Here is a 13,743-nt window from a genome sequence, read left to right as displayed (position 1 = left end):
CCTGACCGCTCCCAGTGTCGCCGGGGCCGCCGGGCCGCTTCGACCCGGTGTCATCCCGGCCGAGCGACGTGCCACCGCTCACACTGGCCGGCGCCCTCCTGGTGTTCAGCACGCCGAGACGGGACCTATTGTCCCAGGCGTGCTGAACTCGCGTGTCTCTGAGCTGTTCGACCCGGCCGTGTGGGAACCCGTCAGCGGGTTCGACTTCACCGACATCACCTATCACCGCTGCGTCGAGGACGGTCCCGGCCGCGGCACCGTGCGCATCGCGTTCGACCGGCCCGAGGTCCGCAACGCCTTCCGGCCGCACACCGTGGACGAGCTGTTCCGCGCGCTCGACCACGCGCGGATGTGCAGCGACGTCGGGGCCGTGCTGCTGACCGGGAACGGGCCGTCGCCCAAGGACGCGGGCTGGGCGTTCTGCTCCGGCGGTGATCAGCGAATCCGCGGCCGGTCCGGTTACCAGTACGCCGCGGGCGAGACCGCCGACACCGTCGATCCGGCGCGGGCCGGGCGGCTGCACATCCTGGAGGTGCAGCGGCTGATCCGGTTCATGCCGAAGCTGGTCATCGCGGTGGTCCCCGGCTGGGCCGCGGGGGGCGGGCACAGCCTGCACGTCGTGTGCGATCTCACCCTCGCCAGCGCCGAGCACGCCCGCTTCAAGCAGACCGACGCCGACGTCGGGAGCTTCGACGGCGGTTTCGGCAGCGCCTACCTGGCCCGGCAGGTCGGGCAGAAGTTCGCCCGCGAGATCTTCGCCCTCGGCCGCCCCTACGACGCCGAGCAGGCGCACCGGATGGGGATGGTCAACGAGGTCGTGCCGCACGCCGAACTGGAGGCGACCGCCCTGCAGTGGGCACGGGAGATCAACGGCAAGTCGCCGACGGCGCAGCGCATGCTGAAGTACTCGTTCAACGCGATCGACGACGGCCTGGTCGGACAGCAGCTGTTCGCCGGGGAGACGACGCGGCTGGCGTACATGACCGACGAGGCGGTCGAGGGCCGGGACGCGTTCCTCCAGCGCCGGGAGCCCGACTGGACGCCGTTCCCCTGGTACTACTGACCGGTTCCGCACGGGAGTGCCCGGCAGGGCCGTCCGCCCGGTGATCGGGTGACCGCAGGAGTTCATCGTCCGCACCGCCTTCGCTCGCAGGTCGCTCTGACATGACCATCGACCGGCCGAGTCGAACAGTTGAGCGATATCATCCGAACTGGTGATCGAAGGCCGGTGATCGAGCGCACGGTGACCGCCCACCGCCGCACCGGCCGCACCGGCGGTGGGCGCAAGATGGCGGGCATGCCAGCCCGCGAACTCCGGCCGCTGCCCGTCCCGGCGGGCCCCCAGGCGACGACGGTGCTGCCCGCGCTGCGCCGCGCGCTCGACGGCGACGGCCCGGCGCTGCTCCCGGTCGCCCCGGACGGCGACGCCGCGATCGTCGAAGCGATGGGCGCGGACGTCCCGCTGCGACCCGGCGAGGACGATCCGTCGAACCCGACCGCCCTGGTCATCGCCACCTCCGGCTCGACGGGGACGCCCAAGGGCGTGCTGCTGCCCGCCGCCGCGCTGCGCGCCTCGGCCGAGGCCACCCACCGGCGCCTCGGCGGTCCGGGGCACTGGCTGCTGGCGATGCCCGCGCACCACGTCGCCGGGATCCAGGTGCTGGTGCGGGCGCTGCTCGCGGGCACGCCGCTGGAAGCGGTGGACGCCGCGGCGGGCTTCCGCCCGGACCGGTTCGCCACGGCCGCCCGCCGGAGCCTCGCCGCGCCGGGCAGGCACTACACGGCGCTGGTGCCGACCCAGCTGCGCAGGCTGCTGGACGACGCCGCGGGCGTGGCCGCGCTGCGGGAGTTCGACGCCGTCCTGCTCGGCGGCGCCGCCACCCCGCCCGTGCTGCGCGAGCAGGCCGCGGCGGCCGGGGTGCGGGTGGTGACGACCTACGGCATGAGCGAGACCGCGGGCGGCTGCGTCTACGACGGCGTCCCGCTGGACGGCGTGCGCCTGCACGTCGAGGCGGCCGAGGACGGTTCCGGGCCGGTGGCACTGGCCGGGCCCACCCTGGCCCGCGGGTACCGGGCTCAGGAGGCGGCGAGCGCGTTCCGCGACGGCTGGTTCCACACCGGCGACCTGGGCCGCGTCGACGGCGGCAGGTTGGAGATCCTCGGCCGGGCCGACGACGTGATCATCACGGGCGGCGTGAACGTCGCCCCCGTCCTGGTGGAGCGCGTCCTCACCGAGCACCCCGGCGTCCGCGAGGCGTGCGTGCTGGGCATCGACGATCCGGAGTGGGGCCAGGCCGTGGTCGCGGTCGTCGTGCCCGCCGACCCGTCGGCGCCACCGCCGGTGGCGGAACTGCGCACGTCGGTGCGGGACCGCGCGGGTGCGGCGAGCACGCCGAAGCGCATCGAGTTCGTGGCCGAGCTGCCGTTGCGCGGCCCCGGCAAGCCGGACCGGCGCTCGTTGCGCGCGACTCTCACCCGGTGACGAGGAGTGATGCGCGAAGATGATTCACATGGCGACCGTGAAGCAGTGGATTGAGGGCGCACGCCTGCGGACGTGGCCGAACGCGATCGCGCCGGTCCTGGTCGGCACCGGGGCGGCGACCGGGGTGGACCAGTGGAGCGTGCCGATCGCGCTGCTCGCGCTGGCGGTGTCGCTGCTGCTGATCACCGGGGTGAACTTCGCGAACGACTACTCGGACGGCATCCGGGGCACCGACGCCGATCGGGTCGGCCCGTTCCGGCTGGTCGGTTCGGGTGCGGCCGACCCGGTGGCGGTGCGCAACGCGGCGTTCGGCTGCTTCGGCCTGGGCGCGCTCGCGGGCATCGGCGTGGTCGTGCTGAGCGGGCAGTGGTGGATGCTGCTGCTCGGCGCGCTGTGCATCGCGGGAGCCTGGTACTACACCGGCGGCAAGCGGCCGTACGGCTACGCGGGGCTCGGCGAGATCGCCGTGTTCGTGTTCTTCGGCTTGATCGCGGTGCTCGGCACGATGTTCGTGCAGGCGGGCACGATCAGCGGTTTCGGCGTCGGTGGCGCGGTGGCCATCGGCTCGTTCTCCAGCGCCGTGCTGGTGGCGAACAACCTGCGCGACATCCCGACGGACCGGGTCACCGGCAAGCGCACCTTGGCGGTCCTGCTGGGCGACCGCGACACCCGCACCCTGTACGTGACGCTGGCGCTGATCCCGTTCCTGATCACCGTGCTGATCGGCCTGCGCAACTCCTGGGCGCTGCTGGGCTTCCTGGCCCTGCCCCTGCTGATCAATTCGGTGCTGGCCGTGACCAGGGGCGGCACCGGGCGCAAGCTCATCCCCGCCCTCCGCGACACGGGCTTGGCCATGCTCGTCTGGGCCCTCGCCACCGCCCTGGCCCTCGCATTCGGCTGACCGACGAGCACCCACCCCCACCCGGCGCAGCGAAGCGAACCCGCACCGCGCGGCGAAGCCCACCTGCCTCACTTCGCGGCGAAGCCGTGCCTTGGGCCGCGAAGCGAAGCCTGCTCTGCGGCCGAAAGGCCGTGCCTAGCGGCGAAGCCGTGCTCTGGGCTGCGAAGCAAGCCTGCTTAGCGGCCGAAAGGCCGTGCATGGCGGCGAAGCCGTGCCTTGGGCTGCGAAGCAAGCCTGCCTTGCGGCGAAGCCGTGCCTGTATTCGCGAAGCGAATAGCCCACGTCAAAAAGCCGACCACCCGCGGGTTCTCAGTGAGCCTCTCGCGAGGACAGCTTTTTCCCTCGTGGCGGAGCCACTTGGGAAAAAGATCCCGCAGCGAGAGGCTCACTGAGGTTCCGCCACCCGACCACCAAAGCAAAACGACCGGGAAACCATCACCGCACGGCGGCGAGGACGTACTGGGTTATTCCCTGGGCTGCTTCGCACTCGTCGGAATCGGCTTCGGCGGCCTTCGCCGTGACCTGGAGGGTCGCGTCTCCCGCGGCGGCGAACACGGTGCAGTCGTTGGCGCGCAACGTTTCCGTGCCGGGCAGCTCGCCGAGGCGCACCTCGTCCTCCCCGAGATCCGCGTAGCCCTCGGGCTGGGAGGCGATCAGGATCGAGCGCACGCCGCTGTCGGCTTGGAACTGGCAGCCGCGCACCGGAGGTTCGAATCCGATCTCGCGCGGGACTCCGGGCCGCACGGTGTAGCCGAACTGCGCGAGTTCGTCCACGGTGATCAGCCCGCACAGCTGCGGCGCGGAGGCGCCCGCGAGGCTCCGGCGTTGCTGCGGCGGCACTTCGCGGGTGATCGACGGCGTCACCGATTCCGGTTCGGTCTGGTCGCTGCCGCTCGTGGCCGGTGCGCTGCTCGGCGCGGGCGGCGTCCCGCCCGAGGTGCAGGCGGCGAGCACGACGGCGAGCGCGGCCGTGGGTACCAGCACCGCGGCTGAGTTCGTCGGCCGGCGCATGCCCCTCCTCGGACTAGTGGCTTGATCGCAGACTACGTGCCGCTCGCCGCTCACCCGGAGAGCGGCCAGGTCCCGCTGCGGTGGAACTCGGCGAGGGTGCCGAGCGGGCCGCTGAGGTCGAAGCCGTGACCCGCCACCCACTGGTCGTCGTAGTAGGTCTCGGCGTAGCGCTCACCGCCGTCGCAGAGCAGCGTGACGATGCTGCCGGTCCTGCCGTCGCGCACCATCTCCGCGACGAGGCCGAACACTCCCCACAGGTTGGTGCCGGTGGAGCCGCCGACGCGGCGGCCCAGCACGTCCTCGGCCCAGCGGATGGTGGCGATGGAGGCGGCGTCCGGGACCTTGATCATGCGGTCGATGGCCTGGCCGATGAAGGACGGTTCGACCCGCGGCCTGCCGATGCCCTCGATGAGCGATCCGCGCTCGCCGGTCCGGCCGGGATCTCCGTGGCACCACGCGTCGTAGAACACGGAGTGCTCCGGGTCGACCACGGCGAGCCGGGTGTCGTGCCTGCGGTAGCGGATGTAGCGGCCGAGCGTCGCGCTGGTGCCGCCGGTGCCCGCTCCGGTGACGATCCACTCCGGGATCGGGTGCCGTTCCAGCGCCAGCTGGTCGAAGATCGATTCGGCGATGTTGTTGTTGCCGCGCCAGTCCGTGGCGCGTTCGGCGTGGGTGAACTGGTCCATGAAGTGCCCGCCGAGTTCGGCGGCGAGCCTGCGGGACTCGTCGTAGATCGCGCCGGGCTGGTCCACGTAGTGGCAGGTGCCGCCGTGGCGCTCGATCAACGCCACCTTCTCGGGGCTGGTGGAGCGCGGCATGACCGCGATGAACGGAAGTCCCAGCAGCTGCGCGAAATGCGCCTCGGAGACCGCGGTGGAGCCCGACGACGCCTCGATCACCGGAGTGTTCTCCGTCACCCACCCGTTGCAGAGGGCGTAGAGGAACAGCGATCGGGCCAGCCGGTGCTTGAGCGAACCGGTCGGATGAGTTGACTCGTCCTTGAGGTAGAGGTCGATGCCCCAGGCCGACGGCAGCGGGAACCGCAGCAGGTGCGTGTCGGCGCTGCGGTTCGCGTCGGCTTCGATCACGCGGACCGCTTCGCCCGCCCAGGAGCGGGTGCGGTCGCAGGAGCGGTCGGTCACCGCGCCGGAGCCGCGGGGATCAGTCCTGGTCATCGGACTGCCCTCGCTCGCCGCGGAGTTCGGCGCGCAGTTGTTCGCGACGCCGGGCGCGGTGCACCATGCCGGTGGCGACGCGGCGGCGCAGCCCGCCGAAGACCACCATGGACAGCGGCATGACGACCACCACGGACACCGCGGCGGCGACCAGCAGCGGCACCCCGCAGAGCGCCAGCACGGCCACGACCGCGAGCAGCATGGCCAGCCTGACCACGGTGTACAGCGCGATGTCCCGCGCCAAGTTGGTCGGCGGGGCCGACTCCGTTACCGATGCGGTTCGCTGTTCCTGCACGTCAGCCAGGGTAGAGCACGGGCAGATCGGGAAGTTCTCCCCCATCTCGCCCGAAGCGCCGCTTTCGTCCCTTACCTTCCCTTTACCTGGACTCGAATGTTCGAGTACCTGACCATCGAGGTGCCAGGATGCGACCGGAATGCCCGAAAAACCGTCCGCATTGTGGAGGTCCCCTGTGACCGCGACGACTCCCCAGTCTCGCCAGAACGGTCAGGAACAGCTGCTCACCCCCGGTGAGGTCGCCTCGTTGTTCCGGGTCGACCCGAAGACGGTGACGAGATGGGCGACGGCAGGCCGGATCGGTTCCATTCGCACTCCCGGCGGCCACCGCCGGTTCCGCGAATCGGAAGTGCGCACGCTGTTGGCCGAACTCACCAACGACGTCCGCTCCGCCTGAGTCGCTCGACGATCGGCACGCGCCCGGTCCGCCTCCGCGGCTAGCACCGCCCGAGGCGGGCCGGGCACGGCCCATCGCCGCGCCGCCGACGAATTCCGCCGCACCGTCGGATGTTCCCTGATCGGCGCACCCCACCACCCGCCGTTCTCCGGCTAACCTCGGGGGTGAGCAGTGGAGGTGTCCTGATGATCTACGTCCTGGCAGCGATCGGCGCGCTCACCGTGGCCGCTCTGATGTGGCGCGCGTTCGGCCCCGTGCGCGACACCGCGAACGAGGGTGCGAGCACGCCGCGTCGCGCAGCGCCGCTGGCGCCGGATGACGACCCGGAGTTCCTGCGTCGTCTCGACGAGCAACAGCGCAACAAGAACGACCGCGACCAGGACTGACTTCCCGCGCCCGCGAACGGGCGCGCCGGAGTTTCAAGTCGGCTTTGCACAGCGAACGGCCCGCCCCACCGGATTCGAGGTGGGGCGGGCCGTTGCTAAGCGGGGTCAGGCTTGGCGCTGGCGCCCGAAAGCCTGCGGGAAGTCGTCCGCGACGATCGCCGCGAGTTCCAGCAGGGCGAGCCGGGTCGGGGCGGCGAGCTGGTCCAGCTCGACCTCCGCGCCCTCTTCCAAGTGCGGGTCGAACGGGATCCGGGACACCGCGCGGCAGCGCGAACCGAAGTGCGCGCTGAGCTTGTCGACGTCGACCTTGCCGGACCCCGGCCGCACCGAGTTGATCACCGCGACCGAGCGGGACACGAGCTGGCCGTAGCCGTGCGCGTCGAGCCAGTCCAACGTCGCCGACGCGCTGCGCGCCCCGTCGATGGAGCTGGACGAGACGATCACCAGCGAGTCCGCGACGTCGAGCACGCCCTTCATCGCCGAGTGCATCAGTCCGGTGCCGCAGTCGGTCAGCACGATGTTGTAGAAGTGCTCCAGCAGCGTCACCGTGCGCTGGTAGTCGTCCTCGCTGAACGCCTCGGAGACCGCCGGGTCCTGCTCGCTGGCGAGGATCTCCAACCGGCTCGGGCCCTGCGAGGTGTAGGACCGCACGTCGCTGTACTTGCGGATGCGCTGCGCGTCCCGCAGCAAGTGGCGCACGGTGGCCGTGGTCTCCAGCGGGATCTTCTGGCTCAGCGTGCCGCGGTCGGGGTTGGCGTCCACCGCGATGACCCGGTCACCGCGCAGCGAGGAGAACGTGGAGCCCAGCGTCGCGGTCGTGGTCGTCTTGCCGACGCCGCCCTTCAGGCTCAGCATCGCGATCTTGTAGCAGCCCTGCAGCGGCTGGTTGATCCGGCCGATCAGCTCGCGGCGGCGCAGGTCGGACGCGCTCTCCCCGAGGTTGATCGAACGGCCGCTGGCCACGTACAGCGCCTTGCGCCAACCCGATTGCGGGGCGCGCTTGGTCTGGCGCAGCAGCTGCGAGGACGCGAGGTCCTTGCCGAACGGCACTCCTGCCTGCTGACCGGTCGGCTGCTGCCCGGCCGGCTGCTGGCCCTGCGGCTGCCCGCCCTGCGGCGCGGGGCCATGCGGCGGCTGCTGCGGATAGCCCTGCTGCTGCGGGAACGGTCCGGCGACCGGCGCGTAGGGGTTCGGCTGGCCGCCCACCTGGTAGGGGCCGGACTGCCCGCCGGGCACCTGGTACGGACCCGAGTTGCCCGCGACCTGGTACGGACCGGACTGCCCGCCCGGCGCCGGGTAGGGACCCGACTGGCCACCGGGGACCTGGTGCGGCCCGGACGGCCCGCCGGGCACCGGGTACGGACCGGACTGGTTCGGCTGGGGCTGGTTCGGCTGCTGCTGGTTCGGCTGCGGGCCGGACGGCGTCTGCTCGGTGTACTGCGGGTACTGCGGACCGGCGTCAGGGACGGACTGTCCACTCTGGACGTTCGGGTTGCCGCCCGGGTAGTACGGCTGCGGCCCGCCGGCGTTCCCCGCGCCCTGCAGGGGAGTGTTCGGCGTGGTCCCCGGTTCCGCGTACGGCTGCGGCGCCGCGGGCACCGCACCGTCGCCGTAATCCGGCGTCGCGTGATCCGTCGCGCCGTTCGCCTGCTGCGCCGAGTCCGCACCGGGCGAGGCCGAACCCGCATCGCGTTGCGTTTCGGGCTCTTCGTACCGTCCGGTCACCGTTCCCGTACCTCCCACACATCGGTTCGATCTTTACCGGGACGAGTGACGGCCACCCGATTCCGCGGAGGAACGGGTGGCCGGCGGTCGTGCTCCGGATCGGATCATGAACTCATAGCCCAGCGTACGAGTGCAGTCCGGAGACGACGATGTTGATGAAGAAAAGATTGAAGATCATGACAGCCAGGCCGACGATGTTGATCCACGCGGCCTTGACTCCCCGCCACCCCGCGGTCGCACGCGCATGCAGGTACGCAGCGTAGACGACCCACGCGATGAAGGAACAGGTCTCCTTGGGGTCCCAGCCCCAGAACCGGCCCCACGCCGCCTCGGCCCAGATCGCACCGGCGACGATCGCGAACGTCCACACCGGGAAGATGATCACGGTGGCGCGGTAGGCCATCCGGTCCAGCACCTGCGTGGTGGGCAACCGGGAACCGAACCGGGCCAGCTTGAGCGGGTTGTTCTCGTGCCGCGCGCGCAGCATGAACAGCACGCTGGCGACACCGGCGAACAGCAGCGCACCGCTGGACACGATCGCCGCGCTGACGTGGATCACGATCCAGTAGGACTGCAGCGCGGGCTGCAACGGCGCGGCGCGGGCGTAGAGCACCGTGCCCGACAGGAACAGCAGCAGCACCACCGGCAGCAGCAGGAACCCGCCGAGCCCGCGCAGCTGCGCGGGCGAGGACTCGCGGCGTTCCGCGCGCATCTGCCGGAACAGCACGATCGTCCACGCGATCACCGCGGCCAAGCAGATCGCCGAGCCGAACTCGTACATGTTGCCCCACGGCGCGCGGCCGGTGGCCACGCCGCGGAACACCAGCGACGCCGCGTGTACCAAGGCACCGAGCACCGTCATCGACACGGCCATGCCGCCGAACCGCTCCGACAGCGGGCGCTTGCTCGGAGTGTCGATCCGGCCGATCCGCTCACCGGTCGCCGAGTCGGACTCCGCGCCGCCCGCGGTGACCAGGTGCTCCTCGCGAGCGCGGGCGGGCTGCTTGCGCCCGCCGTAGGCGAACTCCGCGAAGTACAGCAGCATGGCGGCGATGTAGACGACGACCGAAGTCGCGAACGCCATGTCGCTGTAGTTGGACAACATCTGGTTGACCATCAGCTCTTCCTTCCGCGTGCGGATTCGGCCCCCGGAGGCTCCGCATCGGAGCCGTCCGTTCCGAGCAGGTCCTTGGCCAGCCGGGTGAACTCCTCGCCGTAGCCTGCCTGGTCGGTGCGGGCCAGTCCGCCGACCTCGACAACGGTACGCGCGGGATCGTCCGCACCGGTCCCGGGGGCGGGGGCCACCCGGACCCAGATCCGGCGGCGCTTGATGCTCAACGAGGCGCTGATCCCGAAGATCAGGGCCACCGCGAAGCCGAGGACGTACGGCTGGAACGGGTCGTGCGAGATCTGCAGGTTCGCCCAGCGCTCCACGCCGTCGAACCGGACGGTGGTGCCGTCGTCGAGCCGGATCTCCTCGCCGACCCGCACGTTCTCCCGCGCGACCTTCTTCAACCGCCCGGACTCCACCATCTTCTGGTCCACGCCGAAGATCGACTGCCCGCGCCCCGAATCCAGGCCGAGGTCGCCGCGCAGCACGTCCACCGCGGCCGTCGGGTCGAGCAGGTCCGGGAACTGCGAGCTCAGCACCTTGCCCTGGTAGGCGGCCGTCGGCGCGAACAAGCCGGTCACCGCGAGCTGCGTCTGCCGCCGCCGCACGTCGTCGGTGACACCGGGCTGGTCGAACTTCGTGGCGCCCTGCGACAACATGGTCGTCGGGTCCATCGGCTGCCACTGGGTCAGCTGGGTGCGCTTCGCGCCGTCCGGGAACGTGACGGTGAAGCGGGGCGCATAACCGTTGCCGGTCAAGTAGATCCGGTCACCCGCGATCCGCAGCGGGTGGTTCACCTGCAGGTCGTAGGGCTGCCAGTTCCCGGCGTCCAAGTCCGCGCCGGACTGGTACTCCATGCCCACCCGGTAGCTCGCGACCTGGCCGGTGTGCTGGTACTTCGCGTCGAAGTCGTTGACCCGCAGGCAGAACGGGCTCAACTGGGTGCCGTCCACGCTGAGGCCGGCGCGGAACGAGTCGTAGTTGTAGGTACCGGAGTTGCAGAACTCGGACCCGTCGGCGAGCACGATCACCTGGCCCTCGTAGCCGAGGATCTTGCCGCCAGCCACGGTCACCAGCATCCCGACGAGGGCGAAGTGGAACACCAGGTTCCCCGCCTCCCGCAGGTAGCCGCGTTCCGCGCTGATCGAGCGGGTGCCGTCGTCGTCCTCGCGCTCGTCCTTGCGCCAGCCGCGCAGCCTGCGCCGCGCCGCCGCCAACGCCTCCTCCGGAGTCCCGTCCACCGTGGCCGAAGCGTGGTGCGGCATCCGGGCCAGGTTCCGCGGCGTGCGCACCGGCCTGCCGCGCAGCTGCTTGTAGTACTCCAGGCAGCGCGGCAGCAGGCAGCCGATCAGCGAGATGAACAGCAGCACGTAGATCGAGGCGAACCACACCGAGCTGAACACCTCGAACACGCCCAGCTTGTCCAGCACCGGGGCGAGATCCGGGTACTCGGTGAAGTACTTGTCCACCTCGGACGGGTTCAGCGAGCGCTGCGGGATCAGCGCGCCCGGCAACGCGGCCATCGCCAGCAGGAACAACAGCACCAGCGCGGTGCGCATCGACGTCAGCCCGCGCCAGGTGTTGCGCAGGAACGCCAGCAGGGAGCGGAAGTGCGACATCAGATCGGCGTCTCGAATCCGGCGACGGGTTCGCGCAGCACAGCGATCAGTTCTCCCCACAGCCCGGTGACGAGCAGCACGCCCACCACGACCAGCAGCGCACCACCCGCGATCTGGATGGCACGGCCCCGGCGGCGCAGCCAGTCCGTGCTGCGCACCGCCCACCGCGCGCCCAACGCGAGCAGCACGAACGGCAACCCGAGCCCGACGCAGTACGCCGCCACGAGCAGGACACCGCGCATCGCGGTGCCGACGCCGGCCTCGGTCCCGATGGCCAGCGACATCACCCCGGTCAACGTCGGACCGAGGCACGGAGTCCAGCCGAGGCCGAACACGGCGCCCAGCAGCGGAGCGCCCCACAACCCGGCGCGCGGCACCCGGTGCAACCGGACGTCCCGCTGCAGCGCCGGGATCATGCCGAGGAACACCAAGCCCATCGCGACCGTCACGACACCACCGATGCGCTGCAGCAGCAGTTCGTTCGCGAGCAGCGCGTCCGACAGGCCCAGCAGCAACAACGTGCCCGCGCCGAACACGACGCTGAACCCGGCCACGAACAGCAGCGCCGCGCCCGCCACCCGCCACCGGCCGCGGCGGGCCTGCTGGGCTTCGGCGGAATCCACCGGTGGAGCCTCGGCGCCCACCACGCCCGCCAAGTACGCCAGGTAACCCGGCACCAGCGGCACGACGCACGGCGAAGCGAAGCTGACGGCCCCGGCGAGCACCGCGATCACGGCCGCGAACAGCAGCGGTCCGGAAGCGGCGAGCTCGGTCGGATTCACGCTCCCGAGGGTAAGGACTCCTCTAGCCAGCCTACGCACCGGGCCGCCCGGGGGCGACGGGGTGATCTGCGAGGTGGGGCGGGTGGCGGAACCTCAGCTTCCTTCTCGCTGCGGGATCTTTTTCCCAAGTGGCTCCGCCACGAGGGAAAAAGCTGTCCTCGCGAGAAGGAAGCTGAGAACCCGCCGGTGGTCAGCTTCTTGACGTGGGCTATTCGCTTCGCGAATCCAGGCACGGCTACGCCGCAAGGCAGGCGTGACTTCGTCCGCCCAAGGCACGGCTTCGCCGCAAAGGCACTCGGCCTTCGGCCGCGAGGTGCGGATTCGCCGCGGGGGCGAAGCCCTGCGGTGGCAGGTCAAAGGCACGTCGTGGTGTTCGTCACCGGTGGGGGGTCAGGGTGCGGAGGAAGGTCGTCCAGAGTTCGGGGGTGAAGGCGAGGGTGGCGGAGCGGGGGGCTTTCGAGTCGCGGACCGCGACGATGCCGGGGGCTCTGGCGACCTCCACGCAGTTGCTCTCCTCGCCGCTGTGACTGGACTTACGCCAATGCACCGTCGCGCTCACATTCCCGTTCCATGCCGGCCGCGACATCCGTGATCAGCAGTGCCGACTCCGCTTGGTCGAGGGCGACCGAGGGCAATCGGGCGGCGGCTTCGAGGAACGGGGCGGTGTCCGCGGGCACTTCCAGGAACGCGCCGCGGCGACGCTGCTCCAGGTGGACCACGGGACGCTGCCGGGCGAACTCCAGGATCAGCTGGCTGCCGTTGAGCTCGGCGTACGCGCCGGCCGCGAACGGGATCACCCGCACCGACACGTTCTGCCGCCGCCCCATCCGCACCAGGTGCCGCAGCTGGTCCGCCATCACGCGGTGCCCGCCGACCGGCCGGTGCACCACCGATTCGTCGAGGTAGGCGTGCAGCTGCGCCGGTTCCTCCCGGGTGAGCACGCCCTGCCTGCCGAGGCGCAGCGCGACTCGCGACTCCAGGTCCGCGGCCCGGACGCCGCCGGCGCTGAGCACCGCGCGCGTGTAATCCGGGGTCTGCAGCAGTCCCGGCACCAGCGCCAGCGCCACATCGGTGATCCTGGTCGCCAGCCGCTCGAAGTCGATCAGCGCGGTGAGCGCGCTCGGCATCCCGGCGTACCCGGCCTCCCACCAGCGGGCTTCGGTGGCCGCGTTGACGAGCTCGAACAAGCGGGCGCGCTCCGAGCCGGACACGGCGAGCGTGTCCAGCAGTGCGGCGAGTTCGACCTCGCTCGGCACCCGCTCACCCGATTCGATCCGCCCGAGGGTCGCCCGCGACCACCCGCACCGATGCGCGAGATGTTCCAATCGCAATCCGGCGGACTTGCGGAGTTCTCGTATCTCAGCGCCCAGTCCCCGCGCTCGAACACTGGTCATAGCAGGAACCTATTTCCTCCGCCGAAGTCGTGCCATCGCTCGATTCGGTGAAGTGCATTGCCATTCGAGTGTTGAGGAGGTCTCATTCCCAGGCAGGACGAACGCCCTAGGGAATGGAGTCGACGCGATGCCCCCGCAGCAGGGCCTGACCTACGTGTGGCGGCCGATCCCCGCGGGACGCCACGCTTTCGCGGCCGGTGCGCTGGAAGCCGACCCGAACTGCCCCGTCATCTCGTACTGCGGGGTCGAAGCGAGCGCGACCGAACTGCACGGGCGCACCGAATACGAGTGGGTGCGCCGGGGCACGTGCATGGACTGCTGGCGGGAACTGACCGGCTCCCGGCCCGCCCGGTCGTCCTGATCCCGGTGGCGATCAGCCCGCGCGGCGGCATCCGCGCTCCGGCGAACGACCGCGGCGGAGCACCGTTCGGCCCAACCGGTGGGCCGAACGACGTACCCGCGCCC

The 13,743-nt window shown here is 71.0% G+C and carries 15 protein-coding genes; 6 read left to right on the top strand and 9 right to left on the bottom strand.

The window, feature by feature from the left end:
- Positions 1-139: 139 nt before the first annotated feature.
- The 3 genes from BJ969_RS00270 to BJ969_RS00260 all read left to right on the top strand — a co-directional run bounded on the left by BJ969_RS00270 (position 140) and on the right by BJ969_RS00260 (position 3,383).
- Positions 140-1,063, top strand: coding sequence for a 1,4-dihydroxy-2-naphthoyl-CoA synthase (locus BJ969_RS00270; protein WP_184476057.1), 924 nt, complete (start codon positions 140-142; stop codon positions 1,061-1,063).
- A gap of 234 nt (positions 1,064-1,297) precedes the next feature.
- Complete coding sequence (gene menE, locus BJ969_RS00265) at positions 1,298-2,482, top strand: o-succinylbenzoate--CoA ligase (protein ID WP_184484556.1); 1,185 nt, start codon at positions 1,298-1,300, stop codon at positions 2,480-2,482.
- Between the two features lie 28 nt (positions 2,483-2,510).
- A complete protein-coding gene (locus tag BJ969_RS00260) occupies positions 2,511-3,383 on the top strand; it encodes a 1,4-dihydroxy-2-naphthoate polyprenyltransferase (RefSeq protein ID WP_184476054.1) in 873 nt (290 codons plus the stop codon).
- 435 nt (positions 3,384-3,818) lie between these two features.
- Here the strand turns inward: BJ969_RS00260 and BJ969_RS00255 are convergent, their stop codons facing one another.
- From BJ969_RS00255 to BJ969_RS29900, 3 genes are read right to left on the bottom strand one after another with little or no spacing between them, the layout of a single operon-like run.
- Entirely contained in the window at positions 3,819-4,394 is a 576-nt protein-coding gene (locus BJ969_RS00255) for a DUF3558 family protein (protein ID WP_184476051.1), read from the bottom strand.
- Positions 4,395-4,444: 50 nt separating this feature from the next.
- Positions 4,445-5,569, bottom strand: a complete 1,125-nt coding sequence (cds1, locus tag BJ969_RS00250) for an L-cysteine desulfhydrase Cds1 (RefSeq protein ID WP_184476048.1) — start codon at positions 5,567-5,569, stop codon at positions 4,445-4,447.
- Complete coding sequence (locus tag BJ969_RS29900) at positions 5,556-5,864, bottom strand: DUF4229 domain-containing protein (RefSeq protein WP_343071154.1); 309 nt, start codon at positions 5,862-5,864, stop codon at positions 5,556-5,558. Before BJ969_RS29900 ends, cds1 begins: the two co-directional genes overlap by 14 nt.
- A 175-nt stretch (positions 5,865-6,039) precedes the next feature.
- Here BJ969_RS29900 and BJ969_RS00240 point away from each other — a divergent pair, with 175 nt between their 5' ends.
- A complete protein-coding gene (locus tag BJ969_RS00240; protein WP_184476042.1) occupies positions 6,040-6,261 on the top strand; it encodes a BldC family transcriptional regulator in 222 nt (73 codons plus the stop codon).
- 185 nt (positions 6,262-6,446) lie between these two features.
- Complete coding sequence (locus BJ969_RS00235; protein ID WP_184476039.1) at positions 6,447-6,647, top strand: hypothetical protein; 201 nt, start codon at positions 6,447-6,449, stop codon at positions 6,645-6,647.
- A gap of 105 nt (positions 6,648-6,752) precedes the next feature.
- On the opposite strand, the gene BJ969_RS00230 is transcribed toward BJ969_RS00235, so the two are convergent.
- From BJ969_RS00230 to BJ969_RS00205, 6 genes are all read right to left on the bottom strand, one after another.
- The gene (locus tag BJ969_RS00230; protein WP_184476036.1) at positions 6,753-8,372 is read right to left on the bottom strand and encodes an AAA family ATPase; all 1,620 of its coding nucleotides are present in this window, start codon (positions 8,370-8,372) and stop codon (positions 6,753-6,755) included.
- Positions 8,373-8,484: 112 nt separating this feature from the next.
- Positions 8,485-9,492: a c-type cytochrome biogenesis protein CcsB gene (ccsB, locus tag BJ969_RS00225; RefSeq protein ID WP_184484554.1), complete on the bottom strand. Its 1,008-nt coding sequence runs from the start codon at positions 9,490-9,492 to the stop codon at positions 8,485-8,487.
- Positions 9,489-11,102, bottom strand: coding sequence for a cytochrome c biogenesis protein ResB (gene resB, locus BJ969_RS00220; RefSeq protein WP_184476034.1), 1,614 nt, complete (start codon positions 11,100-11,102; stop codon positions 9,489-9,491). The genes ccsB and resB overlap by 4 nt, the downstream gene beginning before the upstream one ends.
- Positions 11,102-11,884, bottom strand: coding sequence for a cytochrome c biogenesis protein CcdA (locus BJ969_RS00215; RefSeq protein WP_184476033.1), 783 nt, complete (start codon positions 11,882-11,884; stop codon positions 11,102-11,104). Before BJ969_RS00215 ends, resB begins: the two co-directional genes overlap by 1 nt.
- A gap of 376 nt (positions 11,885-12,260) precedes the next feature.
- Positions 12,261-12,386 carry a DUF397 domain-containing protein gene (locus tag BJ969_RS30705; protein ID WP_343071153.1) on the bottom strand — a complete coding sequence of 42 codons (126 nt, stop codon included), beginning with the start codon at positions 12,384-12,386 and terminating at the stop codon, positions 12,261-12,263.
- 31 nt (positions 12,387-12,417) lie between these two features.
- Positions 12,418-13,278, bottom strand: coding sequence for a helix-turn-helix domain-containing protein (locus BJ969_RS00205; RefSeq protein ID WP_184476029.1), 861 nt, complete (start codon positions 13,276-13,278; stop codon positions 12,418-12,420).
- A gap of 127 nt (positions 13,279-13,405) precedes the next feature.
- Between BJ969_RS00205 and BJ969_RS00200 the strand changes: the two genes are divergently transcribed.
- Positions 13,406-13,639: a hypothetical protein gene (locus BJ969_RS00200; protein ID WP_184476027.1), complete on the top strand. Its 234-nt coding sequence runs from the start codon at positions 13,406-13,408 to the stop codon at positions 13,637-13,639.
- Positions 13,640-13,743: the final 104 nt, after the last annotated feature.

This window comes from Saccharopolyspora gloriosae, from assembly GCF_014203325.1.
Lineage (GTDB): Bacteria > Actinomycetota > Actinomycetes > Mycobacteriales > Pseudonocardiaceae > Saccharopolyspora_C > Saccharopolyspora_C gloriosae.
Note: the sequence above shows the minus strand (reverse complement) of the source record. Positions and strands in the feature narration are given on the sequence as shown.

What these genes read in the sequence shown, in the direction of transcription:
- BJ969_RS00260 (WP_184476054.1), top strand. Translation starts at nt 2,511, where the DNA reads ATGGCGACCGTGAAGCAGTGGATTGAGGGCGCACGCCTGCGGACGTGG.
- menE (WP_184484556.1), top strand. Translation starts at nt 1,298, where the DNA reads ATGCCAGCCCGCGAACTCCGGCCGCTGCCCGTCCCGGCGGGCCCCCAG.
- BJ969_RS00205 (WP_184476029.1), bottom strand. Translation starts at nt 13,278, where the DNA reads ATGACCAGTGTTCGAGCGCGGGGACTGGGCGCTGAGATACGAGAACTC.
- BJ969_RS00235 (WP_184476039.1), top strand. Translation starts at nt 6,447, where the DNA reads ATGATCTACGTCCTGGCAGCGATCGGCGCGCTCACCGTGGCCGCTCTG.
- resB (WP_184476034.1), bottom strand. Translation starts at nt 11,102, where the DNA reads ATGTCGCACTTCCGCTCCCTGCTGGCGTTCCTGCGCAACACCTGGCGC.
- BJ969_RS00255 (WP_184476051.1), bottom strand. Translation starts at nt 4,394, where the DNA reads ATGCGCCGGCCGACGAACTCAGCCGCGGTGCTGGTACCCACGGCCGCG.
- cds1 (WP_184476048.1), bottom strand. Translation starts at nt 5,569, where the DNA reads ATGACCAGGACTGATCCCCGCGGCTCCGGCGCGGTGACCGACCGCTCC.
- BJ969_RS00200 (WP_184476027.1), top strand. Translation starts at nt 13,406, where the DNA reads ATGCCCCCGCAGCAGGGCCTGACCTACGTGTGGCGGCCGATCCCCGCG.